Here is a 26547-nt window from a genome sequence, read left to right as displayed (position 1 = left end):
CCTAAAGCTCGTTTTTTGAGCTGAATGGCGATTCTATCAGGCTCTGTAGATCTTCTCTAGTGAATTTTTCATCTAAATGATGCTCAATAGCCTGAACGTTATCATGATAAAAACGTGTTCGACCCTTATTATTCTTAACCAATAAATCTACTTTAATTTGACTTCCAAACTTTAATTTAAGTTCCTTGATAACATTTTGTGATGCAAAAAATTGATCTATAAAAGTATTTGGTAAAATCCTACGCCCTTCTAACTTCTCTCTGGCTTCAACAAATTCCCATGCATACTCTGGCTTTTGGTACACAAACAAAATAAGCACTTTTCGACCTTTACGAATAGAACGCTCAATATTTTTTTCTGCAACATCATAACTTGCCAAGGTACCATCTAACAAAAATGACTGCTTGTTTTTAAAAGCATGATCAAGTGTTCTCTCAACTATAAAAGATACAGCACGATGAAATAAATAAGAATTATCACCTGTATAACCTGGTATTAGTTCTCTTAACTCATCTGGATCAAGCCTGAGTACATTATCAGCACCAATTTCTTCTAAAAAAGCTTTTGAAGCTTCCGTTTTTCCTGCGCCAGGCGAACCTGCCATAAAAACAGAAACCGGCCTGTTATCGGGAGGAAACCGATCTTTATCTGTTAACTCGCGAGCTATACGAGTCCTATTATTTTTAGCATAGGCAATTGCCTGTCGCTCTAATTCTTCTGGTGTCATATGAAGCCTTATGATTCTCTATTCATTATGTCACTTAAGTGCCTATTAGCAAGTGATTCAAATTCTGAATATACCCTATGAGTTTGGGCAGCCTCTTCTCGTTTTTCAATTGGTGCATTAGCTCTTTGCCTTTTGTCGAAGAAGTCATCAGGGAGAGCGATTCGGGCAAGGTCTTCAATTCGCTTCTTTGGCTTAAAATTATGCTTTGTGCTTGCAGAAGAGAGTGCAAACTTCAAAGTTCTATTTTTATCAATGATAAGATAAAGAGTCATCCCCACAGCCTTGTATAACTGAAGGTCTTTGATGTAAGGCAGGTTCTTCATGTACTTTTCGTACTTATAAGTTTTGTTATTCACAGTTAAGTGTCCTTAATAATAAGATTTTTGGATATTGAGAATTTAAGGTATTAAGTAGGGAGCTAGAGGCCTTGATAATAAAGGGCTGCATTGGTGGTACTGTCCTTCAGTGACAAACTTTTGCACGCCAGTGACAAACATTTGGTTCTCAGTGACATAAAACTGTTCGCCAGTGACAAACTTTTGTCCGCCAATGACATTACTAGAAACTACTTATACATAATTTTTAAGCAGCCATACGCTAGCCATCTCTCCCGCGAAGTAGGTAGTTGTTAGGCGGAATGACGATACCTTTATCCTTTTTATCTAAACGGATGCCAGAGTGAGGATGGCATTCAAGAATGAAGTCTAAAGCGCACAAAAATCGCCGTTTGAACCTACTCAGAGCAAGCCTGTCTAGGTAGGGAAAAACATCTTTGTGGAGGGTTCCCCAAGGGACAAAAACAATTTTTTCACGTCCATAACCTCGTCGTATGAGATACAAGTAGAGATCATGGGCGAGGACTATGTCTTTAGCTCGAGCAAGTTGAAGGAACCTTAAATCAATGGGAATAATGCTTTTATCATCAGCTATCAGCGCCTTAAAGCTGTTCGAGGGGGTATAGAGAACCTGTTTATATTTAGCATTGAAATAGCCAATACCATACTCATCGTTGATCAAATTATCCGCCTCAGCGAAAAATCCCCTTCTTCGCATTTTATCTTTTGATTTATTAGTCGGGACAACTGTAAATGTCGTATCAAATACTCTTTCGAGAGAGAGTAAAAAATTAGCGTATGTGCCACCTGATATGCTGTCTTGTCCTGTTATTTGCTGAAATAGCTCACTTACAGATTTGGCTATGACGTATGAGGGAAGCTCTGGCCTTCTACTGACTTGTGTTGTTAGGTGAGCAATGATCAACCTTGCATAGTGACCATGAGGCAAAATTTGAGGACTGCTCAACATTACAGTTTTGTATTTGCCAAAGCCTTTGACAGTCGATTGCTCAAGCTTTTTAAGGGGCAAAATACATGGATCAATCAAAAAGGCTGGGTATGAACCAAAAGTTCGCTCTTCGATAGGACAGTTGGTGATTATTTCTTTGCTGTTTAGTGTGAAGGCCATTAGTAATATACCTCCCCACTACGAATTAAAGGCTGCGTTTCAATCCAGTGGTGGAACTCTGATATAGGAAAGAGTGTTTTACCACCTTGCTTGATATAAGGAGGCAGTGAGTGACGCGCTTTTGCTTGCCTGTTCTCACTTAGCTTATTGTATAAGGTTTGCTTAGAGCAGCATAAAGCTTCTGCAACTTCATCTGCTGTATAAAATTGAGGTTTGATTTTCGGCATAAAGCACTCCGATTAATTACCATTTAGTTTGAGTGCTTACTATTATTCACATAAATCTTTTTTATTCTCAGAAAAACCCCCCTGACTTTTTATGGGTTTTTTATAAGTATAAAAAACATCAAAGCATTTAACATAACCAAAAAAGAGAAAGTAAAAGCAAAACAGCATATCTGCTATGGCAGTTCTTAATTAACCTTTGAGATAATTTGTGTTTTACTGGAAAGGTGGATAAAAAAACAACAAATAAGGATTGTAAAATGCAAATTGATTTACACCACGGTATGACATGGGTTATAGCAAGAGCTGCTGGATTTTCGGTAGAAGAAGCTACTATTATTGCTCACGCATCTCAATATGTGGATGATGCAACAAACTATGGTCATATAGAGTTCAGTAACGGCGCTGCGTATGAACGTATAGCTACAGCTCATAAAATGTTGGATTATAAAAACCTAGACAGCTTGAAGAATATGAAAGTCTGGGTACCATTCCATTTTCTTCCTGGTAACGGTGGCCTACCTGCTGGTCAAAACCCATCTGGAACATTCATTAAAAAGCTGGTGTGTAAACCTGGTTCTTATATTTCTAAAGATATGATTGATGAATGTATTGCAGAAAAAAATCGACCTTATGGTTTACATCGATTAGGAATTACCTCTCATGTTTTTATTGATACTTGGGGGCATCAAGGCTTTGCAGGAGTCAATCATGATGTTAATAAAGTTGAAAATATTTTAGATCGAAATGGGCACCCAGAGCTTGAGCTTACGGAACGAATTTCAGGTTTCTTTTCTGATATTTTTCAAGATGATATACCTAGCCTAGGCCATGGCCAAGCACTTTCTAATCCAGATCTTCCCCATCAAGAGTGGAGCTATACCAATGGGTTAGGGGAAGAGGTAGTGAGAAATAATACTGTAGACTTCTTAATAGCTGCAAATGAGTTATGTAAAGCCTATCAAAGATACTTAGATATTGAAGAACATGGACTACCTGAGGAGTTAAAACTTGAGATATCTAAGTGTTTTATAGAGTTTGATATGAACGAAGGCGAAACTCGCCACAAGCTTTGGCTAGAAGCAATTGAAAACGATAGATTCAACTTAGGTGCATATACCCTTGATTATATAGCTAAAGGAGAAGGTTCATGGAAACATCAAGCTTTAGGGACCACTCTAGCTAATGGTGATGAAGACAAATATGAATTCACTGCCGACTTCATGACATCAAACTGGAAGTATTTTCATGATGCAGCAAAAAAGCATAAATTAACAATTATCGATGATATTTTACCTCAATACGGGATTTGTGTAGGTTAATCTAGAAGCTTTGGGTAGCTTAGGGGCAAAACCTACTACCCTTAATTAACTAATTATATAAAAGATAAATGCTACTAAAGGGATGAATGGCCTCACTTCAACTTTTTGAGTAAATCTAAAAGTAGTATTAAATTACTCCTTAAAATTAGGCATGCCTAATTTTGAACACTACCTTATTCTTTAAGTGATTAGTAATAGGTGTCGTAAAGTTCACCACGTGATTGTGCATCTTCAGCTTCTTCACGCGACATAAATTCACCATCAGCGATAATATTGCCCATACCATCATTCAATTTATCTACTTGCTCGTTTTCTTTCGACGACTGCTCATCACTTGTAAATATACTTACCAGCAAGTAGATAGCCCCGACTAATACACACACAAATGTTTCAAGCATATTCATTCCTCTCCAAATTCAAATTACCCACGAAAGCAAAAACTAAGAATAATAAATAATGAAAACTAATGACGAGTCACCATTTCCAAAGCGCTTAAAAGAGGCAAGAAAAACCAAAGGACTATCACAAAAACAGTTAGGAATTTTAGCTGGAATGGATGAGTTTTCTGCATCAGCAAGAATGAACCAATACGAAAAAGGAGTACATGCCCCAGACTTTAAAACAGTAAAAGCACTTGCTGATATTTTAGAGGTGCCTACTGCGTATCTATATTGTATCGAAGATAAATTAGCATTGGTTATTTTAGAGTCTAGCTCTTAAGGCAGCCGACTCTAATAATTGAAATATAATTATTTATCAGACTTGGTTAGGATAGCTAATGGCGCACTACAATGATGCTTAAGTTGCTTATCAGCACCCTTATCTAAATCATATCTTGGTGAACAAGCCAAATGTTTCCCCTTTTCATCAAAAATAACACTTTCTGTATTAGTGACAAAAATAAACTCTTTCTTACCCGTGTAAACGATTCTACCTTGTAAGTAATTACCATAAGCATCAATATAAACTGTACACCCCGAGACCTTACTATATTCTTCTTTTTTTACTTCTTTAAAAGACCCACAAACACCATCCCCTATTAACTTAGCGCCATAAGACTGACCAGCCGAAAAGAATATTGATAAAATACCCCAAACAACCCACAGCAAGGTGGATATAGATATCATATAAATGATCAACCCTATAAATGCGAAAAAAGGATATGCGAACAATTTTTTTAAGCCACCAGGAATTTTTTTAAGCCAATTGAACACCCTACTTGGCTTATTTTTATTCTTTTTTGATAGTTTGTGCTCAAAAAATAAATACCAATAGAGAGCAACAATAAGACAAAGTACAGAAATACTTTCCCAACCCATTTTGAAAAACTTCGCTACCTCGTCCATCCAGTTCTCGTGCATAGTACGGATAGCAAACATAGTCATATGTGTAGTTTCTTGATTACTTAATTCAACATTGGAATTGCCTAATCCTATAACCTCTATAACTCCCTTCAAAAAGCTATAACCTGCATAATGATTAATAGCAGCAATTGCACCGCCTAAAATAGCTAAGATTGACAGTTTGGTCGCAATTCTCTCTATTGTTTCGCTTTTTCTTTTAGTCTCTTCAGTCATTCAATATTCCTTGTAATTGAAACTAATAATTATCATGCTTAAAAGTGTGAATGAAGTAATAAATCACTTTTAAGTTAATTAATTAAACCATTTCAAAATGAGGCATCATGAGCAATTGCCTCCTCTTTTCTGGGCTTCGCCCATATCCCGCTATGTAGAAGCCTAAAATAGGCTTGCACATAGCGGGATATGGGCTCTAGAGCATCTTATACGCAATTTTTTATTTGCAGATTGAAATTTAAATTAAAGCTGCTAATCTAAATATTAATCAAGCCCTTCGGGCAAGAAAAAAACAGGCGCTTTTCTGCTGCCTTCAACACGTTGTTACATTCTCTGTAACCCCCACTTTAGAAGCTTTTAGCTTCATCATAAAACCAAGTCTTTTGATTTTTAGGCGCGATCAGTCCGAGCCTTACGCATGCGTAAAACAGGGGCGAATAGGCGTTAGCCGCTGAGCTTAATCAGCCAGTTTTTCTTACAACCACACCGGAGAATAACTATGACCTTTAATGCTAAAGCAGAAGCACTGCGCCTAAAAAATGAGAAAAAATTGATCAGTAAAAAACGATTTAAGCCATCCAAGCTCGATAAACATAAACTACGACTTCTGGCTCTTTACGAAGAAGATACGAATATAGCTAACCTACAAAGATGGCTCTTGCGTAAAGGAGTGAGAGCACATTGGACAACTGTAAAACGTTGGGTACAAAAGAATGGCTAAGTTCGCAAAACCAGAAACGCAAGCGGAGAAGCTAGCTAAAAACTTATATAAGCACAAAATTATTAAATCTCTAGGAACTGCTCGAAGCTATAAAACTGCGCTGATAAAAATAGCTCGGTGGTCAAAGGATATTGGCATTAATGGTGTGCAAGGCATGAGTATTCAAGATGCTTATAAATATCTTGATTACCGCAATGAGTTTGCAGGCCAAAAAACGCTGGATATGGAACGGCAAGCAATTCAAGCTATGTTTAAACTCAATGGTAAACTAGCCCCTAAAGAAACACTGACTGTAATAAAGTCTGAAAAGGAGATAATCGAAAAGTCTCGCGCCTATACTTCAGCCCAAGCTCATGCAATCAGTGAACATCAAACTAGAAAATATAATTTATCTACACAAATAGCCTACGCAGCAGGATTAAGAGCCCATGAGCTATTAACTATAGCCAGAGTATCAGAGCGAAAAGCTGATAGCCGTCCAGCGTTAAACAGTAAATGGCTTGGTCGAGAAGGTAGTATTTATACAGTGAAAGGCAAAGGCGGCCTAATTCGTGATGTACTAATACCGAATGCATTAGCTACACAGTTAGAACAAAGGCGCTTAGCGCAGCCTGTAACAGTTCGTGATAGGGAAATTAACTATTTGCAACGCTACGATCTTGGCGGTGGCCATAAATGGTCGTGCTCATTCTCTAAAGCATCTAGTCGCACACTCTTTTTTTCTAATGGCGGTCATGGACTTAGACACAGCTATGCACAAGAGAGAATGAATGAATTAAAAAACTTAGGCTTAAGTAGGGCAACAGCTCTCGAAACTGTGTCGCAAGAGCTAGGACATTTCAGGGCTGAAATTACTGAGGTGTATTTGAGATAGGCAATTACACAAAATTAGCTACAACCTCTAATTAACTGATAGACCTCAAAGCATAATTAGTATCAGCCTTGCTTTAGCAATTTCGTAAGCTATTGCTAACTATTCAAATAAAGGTCACTCCAATCCACCTACCTTTATCTAGAACCATATTAGTTTAAGTGCATTAAGCTATCGTTAAAAGAAGCCTGCTTAAATAAACTTGTGAATGATTCCGATTCCTGAGTCATTGGAACGAAGCAATTCATAATTGCTATCAATGCCCTTTCCCTTACTTCTTTCTCAAGTACGAGAAGCTCTTGAATTATCGGAGTTATTAACTCTTGAAATGTGTTTAATTGCCCATTAACTTTTATTGCTAATGCTTCATATTCTAGCCAGTATTCAAAGTGTTGCTCACTTCTATATATCACTGACTTGCTATCAGCTGCAGTATGAAAGCATTTATATATGAACCAAACAGAAATCAAACCCATTTCAGTTTTAATAGGGTGCCTAATTAAAAACCCCTTAAAAAGGCTATATAACACATCAACATTAATACTTCTTCTCAATTCAACTTGATTCAGCATCTTGAAAAGCAAATCTCGACAGCTCTTTCTATTCCTATTGACCTCAAATAGTTTATCGAAGATAGATTTAAATTTTGTTTGAGTATAGTCAGTTACATTATCAGCATCTAAATAGTGAATAAAGAGATCTATAAGTAGGTCCATTCGCATGTTTGGTTCATATAAGCCCATATCACAAGCCTTTGCTACTAAATCGTATTTATCACTATTATTAATGAGCTTTGCTGCGAAAATATGTTCGATAACATTAAAGGTGTTAGCAAACTTTGCAATTTCACAATTTAATTTAATATAGTGTGATAGATACAAATCGTCAGTGATAAGCAGTGAACGGTTAGATAACATCACTTCCGTATAGAGAGCTATTGAATCTGTTTCTTTAACACTAGCTTCTAGCAAAATTAATTTATCTAGATGCTTCTGAATCGCTAGCTGAATTCGCTTTGCTAGTAAGTTGTTTATTTCTCCATAGGCATAAGCAGTTTGATTAATATTATTAAATACTGTTCTTAATAAGCTGAATCCTGAAATATTCTCGAGAAATAGATCAAGTATCTCTAGCTCTGCAAGTATTAATAAAGAAGTCTCTTCTAAAATAAAAATTATTTCGTTAGAGTTAAATGCTTCAGTAAAGCTCTCGGCCTTAGCTTGTGGCGCTTGCTTGATCCTAAACTCAATAAATTCATCAGGGTAATTGAGTGAGTAACTCCAAGAGGTAAAGATATTACCTGTATTACTTAAGAAGTCATGCCGCATACTAAAAGGTACCGGCAATGAATCATTTCTTATCGCCCGCTTATTTTTTTCCCACTGCTCCACTTGCTCGTCAGTTATCCCTACAATTTCATTAATTGATTTTATAATTGAACTTGGCCCATCGTCAGGATTAATTAAGCCTTTCTTAAGAACCCTAGAATTGGGAAAGCGTTCTGTATATTTCGTAAGACGCTTTTGAAAATCTTTAACTCTATCATTAACCCCTCCATCACTCGGCATTCTTAGAAACAAAGATAGAAACTGACCTTCTTCTTCACAGTCATTTTGATCAACTAACTCTCCATATTTGTCTATTGCTCGTTCTAATTGAGTTAAGTAATTTTCATTGCCAGAATAAATGTTGATAAGAAGCTTGAGAAAATAAATCTTCTCACCTCTTTTTATACTGTTGCTATAAAGCTCACGTAGAACTTCAACGACATCCTCAAGTAAACCTAAAGACAGACATAAATTTATATAGGAGATTTGAGTAGCTCGTGAGACTCCAGGCTCTTCTAAAGTATCTTTCAATGTCTTATAGGCCTCTCCCACGTGACCTTGATGGTTCAATGATGCAGAAAGAATGAGCTTGCACTGCGCAACACTTATGCCTTTTTGAATATTTTCCCTCGCAATTTCTTCAGCCTTTTTCCATTGTTGCGTTGTCAAAAAAGCCTGAGCTAAATGCAGATAATCATTTTTTCTTAGCTCTCTTTGCTTCATCAAATTTTCACCTAACTCTATGACCTTTTCTGCTGATCTTTTGATGTAGGGATCTAGTTGCCCAAATAACTGTTCAGCAATAGATGTTGGCTTTCCTAATTCAAAATAAGTTTTATATAGCTCTTCAGAGTATTCAGTTTTACGATCTGGGTAAGTATTACAGGATGTTATAAATTTGTGTATTGCAAGATAAGAGTCACCACCTTCAGCTTCTTTCACAATATTTTTATATTTTTCAGCAAATTCTGGCTCAAATAACTCGTTAGCTATTTCCATAGCGACACAAAAAAGCAATGCGGGATTCGGAGTTGTATTTTCCAAAAGCTTTTTTTCTGACTCTTTAACAATTTTTAAAGCTTCTGGCTTTTTCCCTAAGTTGTAATAGGAGAGCATTAACATTCCGCAATCCTCGGAATTTAGCTGTTCTAGCCTTTGTAGTAATTTTATTGCGGAGTTGTAGTCTTCAGTATTGAAAAGGATCTTGGTATACGGACGGATAATTTCTTGGTTCTCAGGACGAGAAGAAAGGATAGATTCAATATCGTCTTTTAAGAGTGGAAGGGCATCAAAATACCCATAAATTAATACGCTTATATCTAGCAGTACTATAATGTCAGATGGATATCCTAAAATTTTTGCTAAGCTCCAGGCTTTTTTGGTGAAGTCAAATGACTGCTCCATCAACGCAAGGTCATAAGATCGTTTACCTTGCATAGGTAGTACTTCCCCTGCCACCTCGTTACCTGTAGCCTTATAGAAGTAATACCTAGCCGCAAGGCTGTTAAATATATATGCTTCTCTATCACTGAATGAGCTAGGGTCAGAATGTTCACTAATCAAAATTTCTAACTTATCACCCATTCCCGAGATAGTTGAAACAACCATTTGACCAATAATTCTTTCTGGGTGGTTGTCTTCAAGTATTTTAATTGCTTCTTCAGGCCTATCTAAGATTGATAAACATTTAGCTTTAACTAAACACTTTTGGTAGCTGGTTTCATCTAATTCTTCAATTAGTTTCTCAAGTTCAGCTTGAGGCGGAAGCGGATCCTTGCGAAACTTGCAATCAAGATAACCTAAGTGGTAGCGCTCTTTTTTATCTTTATTAAATGCCAAAAGGTATTCGCTTTCAGCCTCATTTAAAAGGCCATTTAATGATAGGATGTTGGCCTTTTGATAGTGATACTCAGCATACTCATTTTGGGTAAACTGCTCTTCTTTATTAAAGAGGTTTGTAAGAACTTTATTGGCAGTCTCTAGGTTGTTTGATTGGACGTACTCTGAACAACGTTTTAGCTCACAGGCTATTGTACCTTCAGGGTTTGTTAGCCAAGGAGCATCGCTTTGCTCCGCTAAACTTTCTAGCAGTTTTGGTTTCTGATGTACCGCACTAGAGATTATTTCAATTCCATCTATTACTGTTCTATTTTGTTGTTGTATACCTTTTTTCAGTTTATCTACGGCAAACTTCTCATCTAACCTCTTGGAATAAAAGTCATATATATTCAAAGACTGATCTAGTAATTGGTTAGTGGGGATCTTTAGAGAGATCGTTTGTTGAGTCTGGAGTTTACCTTTATTTTCCTCGAACCAGTCTTCATCAAGCCAGCAATAATAAATTGGACACTTCCACAGCTCATTTTCATTTCCTTGTAAGTCAACTACTGCCACCATTACAAGAGGCTCTTGTTGATGATAATACTGAAGTGTTTTCACTTTGAAATCATAAGAAACACATGTATTAGTTGAGCTGTATCTAGGTGAAGCAGTACCTTTCAATTGTAGGTAAAAACTAAATGAAACTAAGCTCTCCTCAGATTTTAGCTGAATCAGATAATCTATACCAAAATCAGAATCTCCATCGAGCTCTTTTTCAATCCATGACTTAGGTAACTTATTACCAAGAGCTCTTCCAGCCAAGCGTCCAATCTCTTGGCTGTTTCCTTCCGTTGGTAAGTTTTTCATTTAATTTCCAATTCATCTGTTAAGCAACAATATTTAGCTATTATGTAAACAGTAAATAATACAAGTCAACCTATTGCCGCTAAGCGATAAGAACAACTTTGAGGTTTTGCCAGATCCATCCTACTTCCTTGGTGTATTTTAGCGGTGTTTGTGATGGTCCCTTCAGTGATCACCTAATAAGCTAAGAAGTTATAACTAGATCAGAGCGAATTATTATAATTACTTTGCTATTCTAAAAGTAGCACAGAGGTAGCACAGAGGTAGCACAGAGGTAGCACAGAGTAATTTCGGTTAGTAGGTATTTACTTGGAAAGCTTGTAAAAGTGGTGGCCCCTCCCAGACTCGAACTGGGGACCTAACGATTATGAGTCGTGTGCTCTAACCAACTGAGCTAAGGGGCCATCTTTGTATAACTGTAAGCAGTTAATTTTTGAAGCGTTTAGCCACAGAGCGACTAAAGCGGGTTGCAGTATAAAAAGTTTTTAGGGGCTTGTCACTAGCAAAAAGCTTTATTTTAACAATCAAAGGGCTAACTGCTCAAATAGTAAGCTTTTAGATTTATTGATGATGACTTCGAAGAAACGAACTCATTAAATAATAGTAGTCTGAGTAACTAATACACATACCTTACGATGGCAATTAGCAACTCAGTATTAAATGTATTACTGCGATATGGTGTTATTTTTTGGCGATAATATAAATCGCATGAATTAATCCTGGGAAATAGCCGAGCAAGGTTAGCAGAATATTTAACCAAAAGTGCATCCCTAGCCCCACCTGTAAAAATACACCCAGTGGTGGTAATAAAATAGAAAAAATAATTCTGATGATATCCATAATTTAACCCTTCTAACGTTAGCAAAGCAAAAAGCCCAGCAAGGCTGGGCTTTTAGTATAGTGTATTATTCTGCAATAACAGTTAATTCATCAACTACTTTGCGAACATCTTCAGCGTTCTTAGCAATTTCCATCGCTAATTGCTTTTCAGCATCAGACTCAACTGAACCTTTAAGAGTTACTACACCATTATCGGTATCAACATCAATGTCTGTACCACCTACTTCAGAATCAAATAAGTAACGCGTTGTGATGACTGTTGTGATTTTGGCATCGGTTAAATCACTTTCGGTATCGTTACCCATCATTTTAGAATCATGCTTCTTCATGTCGGTGTTTTTTACCACAGTTAGACTGTTTTCAACATCAGTTACACCATCTAGGCTTAGCACGAGTTCTTCAGCAAGTTCTTTATCTACATCGCTGTTTACTTTACCTGTTAGCATTACCTTGCCGTTTTTTACGTCCGTGTTGATATCAAAGTTGTTTAGATTGGTGTTCATCAGCAGTACTGTTTCTGCCTTTCCATCAATCCAAGCATCTTTACTTTCGTTTTCCCAGCTGCTTGCTTGAGCGCCCATTGCGGTTGTTCCTAATACTAGGGCTGCAATCATAGACTTATTAAATGTTTTCATAATCGTTCTCCTTTTGATTAAAGACACTTAAACTAATGCGAACATCGGGCCAACTATTTTTACACTTAAATTTCAATAACTTAAATTAAAACTACCGATACTGACTTAAACCTACAAAGTAAACATTTACAGACCATTGCGTAAAACTTTCTCGAATAGCGAAACTTACTAAATAATTGTATATTTGGTTAATCTGTCGTTAATATAATAAAGGATGAAAAAACAAAAAAAACATAAAGCAATGATTTTAAATGAATTAACATTTGGTATAAGGCTTGCTTTGAACTAGCCAGCAACCTTAAAAGGATAATTTAAATGTCTGTTAAAATTGAAGACCGCCCTATCGAGCAAGTTCGTGAGCAAGTAATTGATCAACTCATTTATAATTACAGCCATGGTGTCATTTCTGTAGAAGCATTTGAGAGGCGCTTAGACGATGCAATGGCAGCGAGTGACAATAGCGCGCTTATGGCCCTTGTTGAAGATTTAACCTTAAATACTGACCAGCAATATAAGGCACAAAAGCACTCGCAGTTCGCACCTAATTATAGTGCGCAGCATGAGACTGATGAAGAGCCACTTACATTAAGAAGCATTCTTGGTTCAAGTGAACGAAGCGGCCAATGGGTGGTGCCTCAAAACATTTATATAGAAAACTACATGGGGTCAATCAATCTTGATTTTACGGATGCTATTTTTACCCACCAACATGTCACTATTCACGTTAATTGTTACTTTGGCAGCGAAGAAATATATGTACCTGAGCACGTTAATGTAGTTTCTAAAATGTTTTGTATTTTAGGCAGTTTTGAAAATAAAACTGTTTCACTCAATAAACGCCAAGGGCCAACGATTCAAATTGAAGGAAAAACTGTTTTAGGCTCTGTGGAAGTTAAAGTTAAGCGCACTATTAAAGAAAAATTTATTAGCTTTGCAAATGATCTGAAAACTCAACTTGGTATGAATGGTAAACATTATTAAATATGCTAAACATTTGATGAAGCCAAAATTGTTGGCTTCATTCATATTATAAGTCGTTATTTCGCTCACTAGGTACATCACTCATATACTCTACAAACTCAACCTCAAACCCTGCGGGATCAATATAATAAATGTTCTTTCTAAATGGGTTTACAGCGCCTTGCTTACTTATTGCAAAGCCCGCATGCTTTAAGCGCGCTATTACTTCATTTAAGTTATTGGTTACATAGGCAAAGTGTGCCAAGCCAATTTGATGCCCTGATAAGTCACGATTTTTCCCTTCACCGTGATCGCTTATAGCAATATATTGATCGTTATCACCAAAATGTACCCAGCGCCTTGCTTTATCATACCAAGTTCCTTCTCCCTCACTTCTAATTGACCAATAGGGAAATGCTGCTTGGTAAAACTTAAGCATGGCGTTTATATCACTGACAACTAAATTTACGTGTTCTAATTTCATAATTTTCTTCCTGTTAATTGAATATAGAACATCATAAAACCTCAAGTTCACTTTAGGTAAAGCGCTAATTTACAAATTTATTGCTTGTTTTTATTTCGATAAATATATCGAAAGATCATACCTGTACAAAAAACACTCACAAGTATTTAGGCTTTATGGTTTACTTTATGGCAAAAACCGCTAAAATACGCCGGCTTAAATATATAAACGTTCTTTTACAACCCAAAGGTAATACCATGCATCCAATGTTAAACATTGCGGTTCGCGCTGCGCGTAACGCAGGCAAACTTATTCTTCGTGCAAGTGAAGACTTATCAAAAGTTGAAGTGCAACAAAAAGGCACCAACGATTTAGTTACTAACATTGATAAAGAAGCCGAAGCCGTAATTCGTGACACTATTTTACGTTCTTACCCTGATCACTGCATCGTTGGTGAAGAGTTAGGCGAACACAAAGGTAAGGATGCTGATTACCAATGGATTGTTGACCCACTTGATGGCACAACTAACTTCATCAAGGGTATCCCTCATTTCGCAGTATCTATTGCACTTAAAGTTAAAGGTCGTTTAGACCAAGCCGTAATTTACGATCCAATTCGTGGCGAGCTTTTCACTGCTTCTCGCGGTCAAGGCGCACAGTTAAACAGCAAACGTTTACGTGTATCTAAAACTGTTGAACTTGCTGGTTCTGTTCTTGCTACAGGCTTTCCTTTCAAACAAAAGCATCACTTAGATGCATACTCTGAAGCGTTTAAAGCGTTATTTGTTCACACGGCTGATATTCGTCGTGCAGGCTCTGCTTCGCTAGATATGGCGTATGTTGCAGCGGGTCGTGTTGATGGCTTCTTTGAAATTGGTTTAAAACCTTGGGATACAGCAGCAGGCGAGCTATTAGTTAAAGAAGCTGGCGGCATGATTGTTGATTTTGCTGGCGGTAATAACTACAACGTGAGCGGTAACGTAATCTGTGGTGCACCTAAGCTAACACAGGCGATTGTTCGCGAAATGCGCCCAGTATTATCTGAGTCGTTATTACGTTAATCGTAATTACGTACTAAAAAAAGGAGCCTAGGCTCCTTTTTTGCTTTTTGTTAGCCACTTTTTTTACTATTGGATAAACGTACAATCGCGGGAGCAGGCCTTCTTCGATTACATATAAATAAGTAGCTGTGACGATAACGTTTTGCTTCTTTTTTAGCATCTGTCGCTAATGCAGCTACTTGATGGCTATTTTTACACTGCTGCAGGTCCGGCTCAACTAAACCTATCGATAATGTAAGTAAAGGTACAAACTGCTTTTCGCCCTCTCGATTAGTTGCCCAATACCCTTTTCCAGCAATATGCTCTGGCGTAAAAAATACGCGTGACTGCAATTCAAATTGCGTGATAATAGTATTACAAATCTCCACCGCATCTTTTTTTTCAAACACCACCATAAAGTCATCACCGCCAATATGCCCGACAAAGTTAGCGCTGTGCGCACACGCTTTTACAGTCACATCGGCCAGTAGTTTTATCACGCTGTCACCACTGGCATAACCATATAAATCGTTAAATTGTTTAAAGTGATTTAAATCGATGTAGGCTAGTGAAAATGGCTGTTTATGTTGTAGACGCTGCTCTATTACCTCACTAATTGCCACATTACCCGGTAACATGGTCAAAGGGTTAGCATGTTGAGCGTGGCGGATTTTTTCTGCTGTAATGTGCTTTAGTATGTCTCTGAGCGGTGCCAAGCCTAAATATTTATTGTTGCAGGTGATAACAATATGGCGACGAATATCAAAGTCTTGCTCTGTTATTTGCTGGGAGACAATATCAAGCATTTGATTTTCATCAACCACCAAAGGTTGTTTATCCATTAACTCAGTGACTTCACATTTATCATAAAGTGCATGCCCATAAGGCGCGGCAAACACTTCTGTTAGCTGATCTTTGTGTAACAGCCCTATTGGCTGCTGACTGCTATTTAATACCGGTAAGCTGATTATGCTTTTGTCTTGCTCAAAAAGTGCATGAGCTTCTTTACAACGCGTATGACTGCTAATAGCAGGCTGAGCAACAGCAAGCACACCTATTGCCATTGATTGTTCAAACTTTGAGGCGGCTTGGGTCGAAGTGAGCGATTGTAACTGTTTACAGTTGTAGTCATAACTTGGCTGTTGACTCGGTCTTTCTAAAAAGAACCCTTGAACATGACTTATGCCTATACTTTTAACTAAATCTAGCTCTTCGGAACGTTCGATTCCCTCTGCAATCACCGCTGTATTTGTTGCCCGTGCTAACACCATAATTGATTTTAGAAATTCTTTTTTAACTTCGCTTTGATCGCAATGATCAATAAAGTAACGATCAATTTTTACAATATCTGGGCATAACTGCGACCATTGCTTTAGTCCTGAATAACCTGCACCGAGATCGTCAATAGCAATCGTAAAGCCTAGCTCTCGATAATGAGCGATGGTTTTTAACAGTAAAAAGCCATCATCTACTTTTTCTTGTTCAGTTACTTCAATCACCACTCGATTGGCAGCAAGACCAAACTGTTCAATTAAATGTAAGGTTTCGCCTTTAGGGTGGCTCGGATCGAGTAGAATTTTTGGGCTGACATTTAAAAATAACTTCCCTTGCAGACTGAGTTTTACAAAATTTTCAATGGCGCGAGAACGGCATAAAAGCTCAAGCTCTGAAATCAATTGGTATTTATGAGCTGCTTCGAATAGCTTATTTGGCATGGCTAACGGACCATTTTTAGGGCCACGGCTAAGCGCTTCATACCCAATAATAGATTGCTTAGCTATATCGAAAATCGGTTGGAACAAGGTTGTTATTGCTCCTTGTTGTAAAATTGATTCTAAGACTTGTCGTTGCTCAGTCACTACTAGCTCAAATAAAAATTTAATAAGAGCAATAAAATACCAACTGAGTATGACTATTATGTGACTTATCTAGGAGGCAATAAAAAACCGCTCACTAGGAGCGGTTTTGTTTTAAGAATAGTTTAATCTCAATTAAGGCATTGGATCTAAATCAGCGCCTTCTTTTTCAATCACTTCTGGTATTAAATCTTCTTTACTTACGCCCATGGCAATAGCCACCGAACTGGCAACGTAAACTGAAGAATAAGTACCAATAAACACACCAAATAGTAGTGCAGTAGCAAAGCCATGAATGGTTTGGCCGCCCCATACAAATAACGCAATCAATACTAAAATAGTAGTGATTGAGGTTACTAAGGTACGGTTAAGTGTTTGCGTAAGCGAGATATCGATAATTTCAATCGTGTCGTCAATACGCACTTTGCGGAAGTTTTCACGAATACGGTCTGATACAACAATGGTATCGTTTAGTGAGTAACCAATCACGGCAAGTATTGCTGCCAAAATAGTTAAGTCAAACTCTAAACCAAGCACCGAGAATAAACCAATCGTAATGATTACATCGTGTAAAAGCGCGCCAACTGCGCCCACAGCAAAACGCCATTCAAAGCGAAACGCCACGTAAATTAAGATACAAATAAGCGCAGTTAACATGGCAAGGCCACCCTGCTCTTTTAAGTCTTCACCTACGCTTGGGCCTACAAACTCAATGCGGCGCATTACTACGCTATCATCAGCTTGTTTAAGGGCAGCAATTACTTGGTTACCAATTACTTCTGCTTTTACATCATCACCGCGAGGGGCTAAACGGACCAGTATTTCTTGGCTTGAGCCAAAAAGCTGTACCGATGCATCAGCAAAGTCGTTTTCAGCCAGTACATTACGTACTTTTTTCAGATCGGCAGGTTGCGAAAAACCTACCTCAACTGCTGTACCGCCAGTAAAATCTAAACCGAAATTTAAGCCTTTAACAAAAAGTGACGCCAGCGACGCTATGATTAATAACGTAGAAAAGCCCATTGCCACTTTTCGAAGAGACATGAAACGAAGGGTTTTTCCGCCCAATCTTAAAATTTGCATGTCTGCTCCTTAAATTGAAAGTTTATCAACACGTTTACCACCAATAAATAGGTTGATCACCGCACGGGTACCTACAATTGCTGTAAACATAGAGGTTAAAATACCAATTGCTAGGGTTACCGCAAAACCTGCAACAGGACCGGTACCAACAGCAAACAAGATAATCGCCGCAATTAATGTGGTGATATTGGCATCAAAAATAGTACTAAAGGCGCTATCGTAACCAAAATGAACCGCTTGTTGAGGGCTGCGGCCATCGGCTAGCTCTTCACGAATACGTTCAAATATAAGTACGTTCGCATCAACTGCCATACCAACAGTCAGTACAATACCAGCTATACCCGGTAGGGTAAGCGTTGCACCAGGAATTAATGACATAACACCAATGATAAGTACTAAGTTGGCAGCCAGTGCAATATTCGCAACAAGACCAAAACCTTTGTAGTAAATAAGCATAAAGGCTAGTACAAACGCAAAGCCAAGAGCTACAGCGGTCATACCTGCTTCAATGTTTTCTTGACCTAGGCTTGGCCCAACCGTACGTTCTTCTACAATTTGAATAGGCGCAACCAGTGCACCCGCACGTAGTAGTAAACTTAAGTTATGTGCTTCAGCTGGGTTATCAATACCGGTAATGCGGAATGAACGGTCAAGACGCGCTTGAATGGTTGCTACGTTAATAACTTCTTCCACTTTAATTGGCGGAAGTGCTTTACCGTCACTGTCTTTTTTACCTGATGGCTTGTATTCAATAAACACGGTAGCCATACGTTTACCGATAGCACGCTTGGTAAAGGCATTCATTTTTGCCCCACCTTTACTATCGAGTTTAATGCTTACTTGTGGACGCTGGTACTCATCTGCACCTGACTGCGCACCAGTAATATGGCTGCCTTCAAGAATAATGCGTTTTTTTAGTACCACAGGATAACCATCACGGCTCATGATCATTTCAGTACCCGGTGGGATACGACCTTGAGCAGCGGCGCTTATGTCAGCATTTTCGTCAACCTCACGAAACTCAAGCGTTGCCGTAGCACCTAAAATTTCTTTAGCGCGAGCGGTATCTTGAATCCCTGGTAATTGCACAATAATACGTTCAGCACCTTGACGCTGTACGTTTGGCTCTGCAACCCCAATTTGGTTGATACGGTTACGAATAATAGTTTCGTTTTGCTTGATAGCATAGTCACGAATTTCTTTTAGCTTTAGCTCACTCATAGTGGCAAAGAATGCGTTATCGTTACTGCTATCATCAATGTAAACGTTTAATGGGTAACGGCTTTCTAAAAAGCGCTCTGCAGCGTCTTTATCTTCTTCGTTACGCATTTCTACACGCATGCGCTCAGAACCAGCTACACGGCGCACACTACGATAACGTAGTTTTTCTTCACGCAGGTCGCTACGGAAATCTTGCTCCATCTGCTCTAACTGATTATCCACCGCAGTGACCATATCGATTTCCATGGTGAAATGTACACCACCACTTAAATCTAGGCCTAACTTCATAGGATTACCGCCCAGCGACTTTAACCACGCCGGTTGTGCAGGAGCCATATTAATAGCTGAGATATAATCGTTACTTAGCGAGTTACGCAGTAAGTCTTGCGCTTTTAGTTGGTCTTCAACATTTTTAAAACGAACAAGAATTTGCCCATCTTCGAGCTTTGTCGATTTAGCGCTTACGTTATCTTTTTTGAGGATTGCGTTTACTTTGTCTACAACACTGAGGTCAACATCGGTGCCTTTAGCGCCAGAAACCTGTATGGCCGGATCGCGGCCATACAGGTTTGGTGAAGCATATAAAAGGCCAATGGCTAACACAGCTAAAACAAGTAAATACTTCCAAATTGGAAACTTGTTTAACACGGGGTCGTCCTTATTATTTTTATAGCGACTTCATTGTGCCTTTAGGCAATACAGCAGATACTGCTGATTTTTGTACTGTTACTTCTGCTTGCTCATTTAATGAGATCACGATGAAGTCTTTATCTTCAGCAATTTTTACGATTTTACCCACTAAACCACCTTGGGTTAGCACTTCATCGCCTTTTGCCATCGCGCTCATTAAGCTTTTATGCTCTTTTACGCGCTTTGCTTGCGGGCGGTAAATTAAAAAGTAAAAAACCAAACCAAAAATCGCTAACATAATTAGCATTTCCATACCGCCGCCTGCTGCAGGTGCACCAGCGCTTGCATGCGCGTTTGAAATAAATAAACTCATAATACTTCCTCTTTAATTTTTAAATTTTAATTTGTTGTATCAGCTAGCTCTGGCACTTCTTGGCCTCGGCGAGCGTAAAAATCGTGGACAAATGTCTCTAGTTGACCTTCGCTAATAGCATTACGCAAACCTTCCATAACACGTTGATAGTATCGTAAGTTATGGATAGTGTTTAGTCGTGCACCCAAAATTTCGTTACATTTGTCTAAATGATGCAAGTAGGCGCGCGAATAATTTTTACAGGTATGGCAATCACACTCTGGATCAAGTGGACCCGTATCTGTTTTATGCACTGCGTTACGGATTTTAATGGTACCCGTTGTAATAAATAAGTGACCATTACGTGCATTACGCGTTGGCATTACACAGTCAAACATATCAATACCACGACGAACCGACTCAACTAAGTCTTCTGGCTTGCCTACACCCATTAAATAACGTGGTTTGTTTTCTGGCATTTTATAAGCACAATGATCAAGAATATTGATCATTTCATTTTTAGGTTCACCAACCGATAAACCACCAAGCGCATAGCCATCAAAACCAATCTCTTCAAGGCCCGCTTGTGATTGTGCACGAAGCTCAGGATACATACCGCCTTGAATAATACCAAACAATGCTGACGGGTTGTCGCCATGCCCTTCTTTTGAGCGCTTAGCCCAACGAAGAGAAAGCTCCATAGAGTCTTTGGCTTCTTTTTCAGTGGCAGGATATGACGTACATTCGTCAAATATCATCACGATATCTGAGCCAAGATCACGCTGCACTTCCATTGATTTCTCTGGCGACATCATAATTTGATCACCATTAACTGGCGATTGGAACATTACGCCTTCTTCAGTGATTTTACGCATTGCGCCAAGGCTAAATACTTGGAAACCGCCTGAGTCAGTAAGAATTGGGAAGTCCCAGTTCATAAAATCGTGTAAATCACCATGCTGTTTGATGATTTCAGTACCTGGACGCAACATTAAGTGAAATGTATTGCCTAAACAGATTTGTGCACCCGTTGCTTTAACTTCATCAGGTGTCATGCCTTTAACCGTGCCATAAGTGCCTACAGGCATAAACGCTGGTGTTTCTATTACACCTCGGTCAAAAATCAAGCGACCGCGGCGTGCTTTGCCATCGGTGCAGTCTAATTCAAATTTCATAATATCCTCTGTGTCGGAAAAACAGTCCAACAAGCTATAATTTAACCGCTCGATTCTACCCTTTTTACCACCCTATTACTATTAGCAGTGATAAATTCACTGTGCTTAGGAGTAAAATAAAAACCGATAACGCTGTAAATTATTTACGGGTCAAAAACATCGCATCGCCATAGCTAAAAAAGCGATACTGTTGTTCAATCGCAGTATTGTAAGCACCCATAATATTGTCTTGCCCTGCAAAGGCACTGACCAGCATAATTAGGGTTGATTCAGGTAAATGGAAGTTGGTGACCATGGCATCAACAACGTTAAATTGATAACCCGGAAAAATAAAGATATCGGTATCACCAAAGTAAGTATCCAACTTGCCGCCATGTATTTTTGCAGCCGACTCTAGAGAGCGAACTGAAGTTGTACCTACCGCAATCACACGCCCGCCTTTGGCTTTAGTGCTTGCAACCGCATCCACCACAGCTTGCGGCACTTCAATATATTCAGAGTGCATGATGTGCTCATCAACACTTTCTACCCTAACCGGCTGGAATGTACCTGCGCCAACATGCAAGGTAACAAAGGCCATTTGTACGCCTTTATTTTTAAGTGCAGCCATGAGTTTATCATCAAAATGAAGGCCTGCTGTTGGTGCTGCAACGGCGCCTGGCTTTTCGCCATATACTGTTTGGTATCGCTCTCGGTCCGCTTCATTATCTGGGCGATCAATGTAAGGAGGAAGCGGCATATGGCCAACATCATTTAAAATGTCGAGCACATTTTCACTGCGGTCAAACTCAAGCTCAAATAACGTATCGTGGCGTGCCACCATAATGGCTTTTGCTTTGCCCTCTAAAATGAGTACATTGCCCGGTTTTGGCGATTTACTAGCACGAATGTGCGCAAGAACCCGGTGCTCGTCTAATACACGCTCTACCAGCACTTCAACTTTACCGCCAGATTCTTTTTGACCAAACATACGCGCAGGTATTACTTTGGTGTTGTTAAAAACCAATAAGTCGTTTTCGTTAACCAGTTCGAGAATGTCACTAAATATTTTATGCTCAACAGCACCGCTCGGCCCATCTAAGCTCAATAAACGGCTACTGGTTCTGTCTGCTTTAGGAAAACGAGCAATTAATTCATCAGGTAAGTCAAAGCTAAAATCAGCTACGCGCATTGTTAGAATTCCACATCATTTAAAATCGCGCCAAGTGTATTACTATTAGTAATGAAGCTCAAGATAACCCCTATATTCTCCCTAATTACTATTACTAATGAAGCTCAAAATATCCCTTATATTCTCCCTAATTGGCCACTAATGAACTACATTTAAAATAGCGGTTAAATACGCTTGTTCTTATGGCTAAATATCATTACTCTTACAGTTTTATGATCTGCATTTCTCGGAGTGGTACCTACGTGGCGAAACAGCTTAAATTGCTAATATTAAATGCAAGTAATGATGAGCGCCAGACTATACGTGCCACGCTGGAGAGACTTAGTGTGTTTGAGTTTATTGAGGCCTCAGACAGCCAAGATGCGTTAAAAATCTTAAAGAATCAAAGCGTAAATATAATCATAACCGGCTTAGATGTAGGTAAGATTGATGGTTGGCGGTTTTCACGTATGATCCGCTCTGGTTTACTTAAAACGCCGAAAAACACGCCTATTTTGCTAATTCCGCCCATTTATTGTGAGCGTATCGCCGAAACCACCGCGCGTAGCTATGGTATAGATGCGGTACTGCCTTTTGAACGCCAAGATATATTGCCGCAAATACTAGCAAACGTGTTGTCGAGCCATTTAGAAAAAAGTAGTCGCTTAAACCTATTGTTATTAGAACCCTTTGCCAGCAGGGCAAATGATATGAGTGAACAGTTAAAGCTAAACTTTGCAATTACTCATGTTACTAACGAAAAAGCCGCGCTAAGTGCCTATAATCAGCAGCCGTTTGCTATCGTGCTACTCGATGCCACTGCAGCACAAGCTGAGAGTTCAAATCAATTAGTTGAAAAGATTCTGCAGCATAACCCTCAACAAGCCATTGTTACTATTATTGATAAAAACGATGCCGATTACGCTGAGCAGTTATTACTTTCTGGCGTTACCGATTTTATTCGTGCTCCTTACGATCCCTCATTTTTAAATAAAGTCTGCGATCATGCTGCTCGTCGAGAAGATTTTATGGTGAGCTATGCTGAGTTTGCTAATAAGGTACAGCAGCTAAGTATTAGTGAAGTTAAATATCGCGACCTATTTTCAGCGCATCAGCGTATTTTATTGCATTTGAACACGGTTGTACTTGAACTAGACCAACAAGGGAATATTCGCTTTATAAACCCTGCGTGGGAATCTCTGAGCGGCTTTGGAGTTAAGTCGACCTTACAACAACCACTCACTGCATTTTGTACCACTGAACATAAACAGTCATTACAATCAACAATTGATGATATTTTACAAGGTGGTGCGAACAAACAAAAAATAGAAGTTAAACTAAGCCAAAAAAATGGTAACTCAGTATGGGTAGAATGTCGGCTTCAGTTAATAAAAAATAGCAGCAACAACGCCACTATCACCGCCACACTCGATAACATTCATGAGCGCAAACAAGCAGAGTTGCAATTGCGCCATTTAGCCCTGCATGACACCTTAACAGGACTACACAACCGTTATTATTTTGACCAGCAGCTTAACTATATTTGCCAGAGCGAAAACACCCATACAAATATTGAACATGCGCTTATTTATATTGACCTTGACCACTTTAAAATAATAAATGACAGTAAAGGCCACCAACAAGGTGACATTGTTTTAAAAGAAGTGGCGCAGCTATTTATTGCCAATATTAGTAATGAGCATCTGATCTGCCGTGTCGGTGGCGATGAGTTTGCGGTGATACTTAAAAATACCAATTTATTGGATGCACATTTAATCGCAGAAGGAATTTGTAGTGCCATTGAAGGCAACCAATTTAAATCTGAAGAGCAAATCTATTCAATTAGTTGCTCGATTGGTTTAACCCAAATTACCGCTGATAACTGCGATCCGAATGAATGCTTAAAGCAGTCAGATATTGCGTTATATATTGCTAAAAATTTAGGTCGTAACTTAGTACATTGTTATTCAAAACAAGATGGTGAGAACAATGCGCTGCAAACGGGTTTAGAGTGGGGCCATGGGGTACGTCAAGCACTCCAACAAGACAGCATAGAGCTTCATTATCAACCCATTTGGGATTTTAAAACTAATCAGGTTGCCTACTTTGAAGTACTGCTAAGGTTAAAGCTAGACGACGAACTTATTTACCCTAATCAATTTATTCCCTCATTGGAAATGCTCAACGATACCTTTTTAATGGACCAATGTGTTATTCGTAACAGCATTGCGAGTGTTGCTGCACATCCAGAGCTTCTTCAGATTGCAATAAACTTATCGGCACAGTCATTTTTAGATGAGCGTTTGCTGCCATTAATAGAGTCGACCCTTGAGAAGTATCAAGTGTCTCCTGCGAAAATTATTTTTGAAATAACCGAATCGGCCAGTATTAATAATTTAGCGGCGACACGAAAAATGATTGAACGACTAAATAATTTAGGTTGCCACTTTTCAATTGATGACTTTGGCACCGGCTTCAGTACCTTTAATTACCTTAAACAATTACCAGCCCAACACGTAAAAATTGACGGCTCATTTGTTCGCGATATGCTCAATGACTCCATTGACTTAGCGCTAGTGAAAGCCATAAATGACATCAGTCGCTCACTAGATAAGCGCTCTGTTGCCGAATATGTAGAAACCGCAGAAGTATTTTTTGCACTTAAAGAAATTGGTATCGACTACGGGCAAGGCTACTTTATTGCTCGCCCTGTACCAATTGACAAGGTACTGATTGAGTTAGAAAAAATTAAAAACAACCCTATTTTTTATCAAGACACCCTCACGTCACTATAAACATTAATAAACAAATTTAAGCAATTTATTACTTCCAAATTTGCCCATCTAACCTATACTTTGCTTATCGGCAGCACAATGTCATGAAAATTAAGTGATTACCTTGATTTTACGTGACATCTTTATTTCTTATCGTCTAGATGTCTATACTGTTAAAGGTGGACATAGGGGCATAAGGAGGATGTTTATGACGCAACTAATCACGTTATTATTGTTTATACACTTTGCTATTGCGCTTCAATGTTACAAGTATGCCCAGATTAAAGGCTACCCTGTAAAAACCTTTACAGTGCTTGGGCTAGTCCCGTACTTTAATGTTGTTGTATGGGTTTACTTACTATTTTTACCGCCGCTAGAGAGCTACCACAGCCAGCATAAGCAGCCTCTATAATTCCCCGTGTTATTTAGCGTATTAATTAAAATACGCTTTTTTTTACCTATTTAAAATCAACACTGCACTGCTTTTTCAAAAAGACCTCTAGTTGTTGGCTAAACAATTTAAAGTCACGAATGCGCCCTGTTGTTTTACGCCACAATACACCAATATCGCGATAGGCATCGCCTTGCGATGGCGTAGCTAGCATGTTTTTGTTTTCTAAAATACCCGCATTAATCGCCATTTGCGGCAAAAACGTCACGCCAAGTTTATACTCAACCATACTCAATAAAGTATGTAAGCTAGCCGCCTCAAAGGGATTTATACAGCTAGAGCGATTTAAGTGGCACGCACTGAGCGCATGCCCTGTCATACAGTGTTCTCGCTCAAGTAAAAATACACTGGCTTCTGGTAGTAAATTAAAGTCTTCAATGCCTTTAGCTGGTGTGTAGTCTTTATGGTGCACTAAACTAAAGTGATCTTGCGCTAATACTTGGGTATGAAATTTATCGGTTTCGTAGGGCAGCGCTAATAATGCTAAATCAATTTGACCATGCTCTAACTTATCAAGTAACTTATCACTGGTGTCTTCAATCAGTACCAACTCTAAATCTACAAACGTTTGCTGACAAAAGTGATACAAAGGCGCTGCAATAAAGCTCGCAATCGTAGGAATAACACCTACCGTTAATGTACCACTAAGCGGTGTTAAAAAGCTTTTAGTTAACTCTTTTAAACTAATAGTATCGTTGATTATTTTTCTTGAACGCTCAACCACCTCTTCACCAATAGTGGTAAACATTAGGCTGCGATTTTCTCGCTCTATAAGCTGACATCCTAAAGTTTCCTCTAGGTTTTGAATCGCAGTACTCAGCGTTGACTGACCAATAAAACAGGCACTTGCTGCTCGGCCAAAATGTTGATGTTGATGTACAGCTAATAAATACTGCAGCTGTTTAATACTAGGGAGATTGGTCATTTTTCTTTCCACAAATAAAAAGACCCCAACACCAAGGGCATTGAGATCTTTTCAAGCTAAAAGTCTTTTAAGT

The 26547-nt window shown here is 38.7% G+C and carries 25 protein-coding genes and 1 tRNA gene; 8 read left to right on the top strand and 18 right to left on the bottom strand.

Annotated elements, in window-relative coordinates:
- Position 1 precedes the first annotated feature (1 nt).
- The 4 genes from CWB75_RS17220 to CWB75_RS17205 all read right to left on the bottom strand — a co-directional run bounded on the left by CWB75_RS17220 (position 2) and on the right by CWB75_RS17205 (position 2418).
- Positions 2-727 (bottom strand): zeta toxin family protein, encoded by a 726-nt coding sequence (locus CWB75_RS17220; protein WP_138571285.1) that lies wholly within the window; start codon positions 725-727, stop codon positions 2-4.
- Positions 728-735: 8 nt separating this feature from the next.
- Entirely contained in the window at positions 736-1083 is a 348-nt protein-coding gene (locus CWB75_RS17215) for a hypothetical protein (RefSeq protein ID WP_138571284.1), read from the bottom strand.
- Positions 1084-1324: 241 nt separating this feature from the next.
- Entirely contained in the window at positions 1325-2191 is an 867-nt protein-coding gene (locus CWB75_RS17210; RefSeq protein WP_138571283.1) for a hypothetical protein, read from the bottom strand.
- Positions 2191-2418 carry a helix-turn-helix transcriptional regulator gene (locus CWB75_RS17205; RefSeq protein WP_138571282.1) on the bottom strand — a complete coding sequence of 76 codons (228 nt, stop codon included), beginning with the start codon at positions 2416-2418 and terminating at the stop codon, positions 2191-2193. The genes CWB75_RS17210 and CWB75_RS17205 overlap by 1 nt, the downstream gene beginning before the upstream one ends.
- A gap of 257 nt (positions 2419-2675) precedes the next feature.
- Here CWB75_RS17205 and CWB75_RS17200 point away from each other — a divergent pair, with 257 nt between their 5' ends.
- On the top strand, positions 2676-3737 hold the full coding sequence (locus tag CWB75_RS17200; RefSeq protein WP_138571281.1) for a DUF6765 family protein: 1062 nt from the start codon (positions 2676-2678) through the stop codon (positions 3735-3737).
- 188 nt (positions 3738-3925) lie between these two features.
- Here CWB75_RS17200 and CWB75_RS17195 read toward each other — a convergent pair whose 3' ends face one another.
- The gene (locus CWB75_RS17195) at positions 3926-4135 is read right to left on the bottom strand and encodes a hypothetical protein (protein WP_138571280.1); all 210 of its coding nucleotides are present in this window, start codon (positions 4133-4135) and stop codon (positions 3926-3928) included.
- Positions 4136-4193: 58 nt separating this feature from the next.
- Between CWB75_RS17195 and CWB75_RS17190 the strand changes: the two genes are divergently transcribed.
- Positions 4194-4457: a helix-turn-helix domain-containing protein gene (locus CWB75_RS17190; RefSeq protein ID WP_138571279.1), complete on the top strand. Its 264-nt coding sequence runs from the start codon at positions 4194-4196 to the stop codon at positions 4455-4457.
- Between the two features lie 29 nt (positions 4458-4486).
- Here the strand turns inward: CWB75_RS17190 and CWB75_RS17185 are convergent, their stop codons facing one another.
- Positions 4487-5314, bottom strand: coding sequence for a hypothetical protein (locus CWB75_RS17185; protein WP_138571278.1), 828 nt, complete (start codon positions 5312-5314; stop codon positions 4487-4489).
- 499 nt (positions 5315-5813) lie between these two features.
- On the opposite strand from CWB75_RS17185, the gene CWB75_RS17180 reads away from it, so the two are divergent.
- On the top strand, positions 5814-6035 hold the full coding sequence (locus CWB75_RS17180; RefSeq protein WP_138571277.1) for a hypothetical protein: 222 nt from the start codon (positions 5814-5816) through the stop codon (positions 6033-6035).
- A complete protein-coding gene (locus CWB75_RS17175; RefSeq protein ID WP_138571276.1) occupies positions 6028-6909 on the top strand; it encodes a site-specific integrase in 882 nt (293 codons plus the stop codon). The genes CWB75_RS17180 and CWB75_RS17175 overlap by 8 nt, the downstream gene beginning before the upstream one ends.
- A gap of 149 nt (positions 6910-7058) precedes the next feature.
- Here the strand turns inward: CWB75_RS17175 and CWB75_RS17170 are convergent, their stop codons facing one another.
- The 4 genes from CWB75_RS17170 to CWB75_RS17155 form a co-directional block, all read right to left on the bottom strand.
- Positions 7059-10922, bottom strand: coding sequence for a DUF4365 domain-containing protein (locus CWB75_RS17170; protein WP_138571275.1), 3864 nt, complete (start codon positions 10920-10922; stop codon positions 7059-7061).
- Positions 10923-11246: 324 nt separating this feature from the next.
- Positions 11247-11323: transfer RNA gene (locus CWB75_RS17165), tRNA-Ile, on the bottom strand.
- Between the two features lie 277 nt (positions 11324-11600).
- Positions 11601-11759 carry a YqaE/Pmp3 family membrane protein gene (locus CWB75_RS17160; RefSeq protein ID WP_008466367.1) on the bottom strand — a complete coding sequence of 53 codons (159 nt, stop codon included), beginning with the start codon at positions 11757-11759 and terminating at the stop codon, positions 11601-11603.
- A 65-nt stretch (positions 11760-11824) separates the two neighbouring features.
- Positions 11825-12394, bottom strand: a complete 570-nt coding sequence (locus tag CWB75_RS17155; protein ID WP_008466365.1) for a BON domain-containing protein — start codon at positions 12392-12394, stop codon at positions 11825-11827.
- Positions 12395-12709: 315 nt separating this feature from the next.
- Between CWB75_RS17155 and CWB75_RS17150 the strand changes: the two genes are divergently transcribed.
- Entirely contained in the window at positions 12710-13375 is a 666-nt protein-coding gene (locus CWB75_RS17150) for a DUF1707 SHOCT-like domain-containing protein (protein ID WP_008466362.1), read from the top strand.
- Positions 13376-13421: 46 nt separating this feature from the next.
- Here the strand turns inward: CWB75_RS17150 and CWB75_RS17145 are convergent, their stop codons facing one another.
- Positions 13422-13838, bottom strand: coding sequence for a VOC family protein (locus CWB75_RS17145; RefSeq protein ID WP_138571274.1), 417 nt, complete (start codon positions 13836-13838; stop codon positions 13422-13424).
- A gap of 236 nt (positions 13839-14074) precedes the next feature.
- Between CWB75_RS17145 and suhB the strand changes: the two genes are divergently transcribed.
- The gene (suhB, locus tag CWB75_RS17140) at positions 14075-14878 is read left to right on the top strand and encodes an inositol-1-monophosphatase (protein ID WP_054202669.1); all 804 of its coding nucleotides are present in this window, start codon (positions 14075-14077) and stop codon (positions 14876-14878) included.
- Positions 14879-14928: 50 nt separating this feature from the next.
- On the opposite strand, the gene CWB75_RS17135 is transcribed toward suhB, so the two are convergent.
- The 6 genes from CWB75_RS17135 to queA form a co-directional block, all read right to left on the bottom strand.
- Entirely contained in the window at positions 14929-16716 is a 1788-nt protein-coding gene (locus CWB75_RS17135) for a GGDEF domain-containing protein (RefSeq protein WP_075169899.1), read from the bottom strand.
- A gap of 132 nt (positions 16717-16848) precedes the next feature.
- Positions 16849-17796 (bottom strand): protein translocase subunit SecF, encoded by a 948-nt coding sequence (gene secF / locus CWB75_RS17130; protein ID WP_008466355.1) that lies wholly within the window; start codon positions 17794-17796, stop codon positions 16849-16851.
- 9 nt (positions 17797-17805) lie between these two features.
- Positions 17806-19665, bottom strand: coding sequence for a protein translocase subunit SecD (secD, locus tag CWB75_RS17125; RefSeq protein WP_055012404.1), 1860 nt, complete (start codon positions 19663-19665; stop codon positions 17806-17808).
- 19 nt (positions 19666-19684) lie between these two features.
- Positions 19685-20020, bottom strand: a complete 336-nt coding sequence (gene yajC / locus CWB75_RS17120; protein ID WP_010391747.1) for a preprotein translocase subunit YajC — start codon at positions 20018-20020, stop codon at positions 19685-19687.
- Positions 20021-20046: 26 nt separating this feature from the next.
- Positions 20047-21174: a tRNA guanosine(34) transglycosylase Tgt gene (tgt, locus tag CWB75_RS17115; RefSeq protein ID WP_138571273.1), complete on the bottom strand. Its 1128-nt coding sequence runs from the start codon at positions 21172-21174 to the stop codon at positions 20047-20049.
- Between the two features lie 139 nt (positions 21175-21313).
- The gene (gene queA, locus CWB75_RS17110) at positions 21314-22345 is read right to left on the bottom strand and encodes a tRNA preQ1(34) S-adenosylmethionine ribosyltransferase-isomerase QueA (RefSeq protein ID WP_010391744.1); all 1032 of its coding nucleotides are present in this window, start codon (positions 22343-22345) and stop codon (positions 21314-21316) included.
- Positions 22346-22587: 242 nt separating this feature from the next.
- Between queA and CWB75_RS17105 the strand changes: the two genes are divergently transcribed.
- Together CWB75_RS17105 and CWB75_RS17100 are read left to right on the top strand one after the other, a co-directional pair.
- Complete coding sequence (locus CWB75_RS17105; RefSeq protein ID WP_109874055.1) at positions 22588-25119, top strand: EAL domain-containing protein; 2532 nt, start codon at positions 22588-22590, stop codon at positions 25117-25119.
- Positions 25120-25306: 187 nt separating this feature from the next.
- Positions 25307-25510, top strand: coding sequence for a hypothetical protein (locus tag CWB75_RS17100; protein ID WP_010391740.1), 204 nt, complete (start codon positions 25307-25309; stop codon positions 25508-25510).
- Positions 25511-25556: 46 nt separating this feature from the next.
- Here the strand turns inward: CWB75_RS17100 and CWB75_RS17095 are convergent, their stop codons facing one another.
- Positions 25557-26474 (bottom strand): hydrogen peroxide-inducible genes activator, encoded by a 918-nt coding sequence (locus tag CWB75_RS17095; protein ID WP_010391738.1) that lies wholly within the window; start codon positions 26472-26474, stop codon positions 25557-25559.
- Positions 26475-26547: the final 73 nt, after the last annotated feature.

Source organism: Pseudoalteromonas sp. S1608 (assembly GCF_005887265.1).
Classification (GTDB): Bacteria; Pseudomonadota; Gammaproteobacteria; order Enterobacterales; family Alteromonadaceae; genus Pseudoalteromonas; species Pseudoalteromonas undina.
The sequence above is the reverse complement of the archived record's forward strand: the minus strand, read 5'-3'. Positions and strand labels throughout refer to the sequence as shown.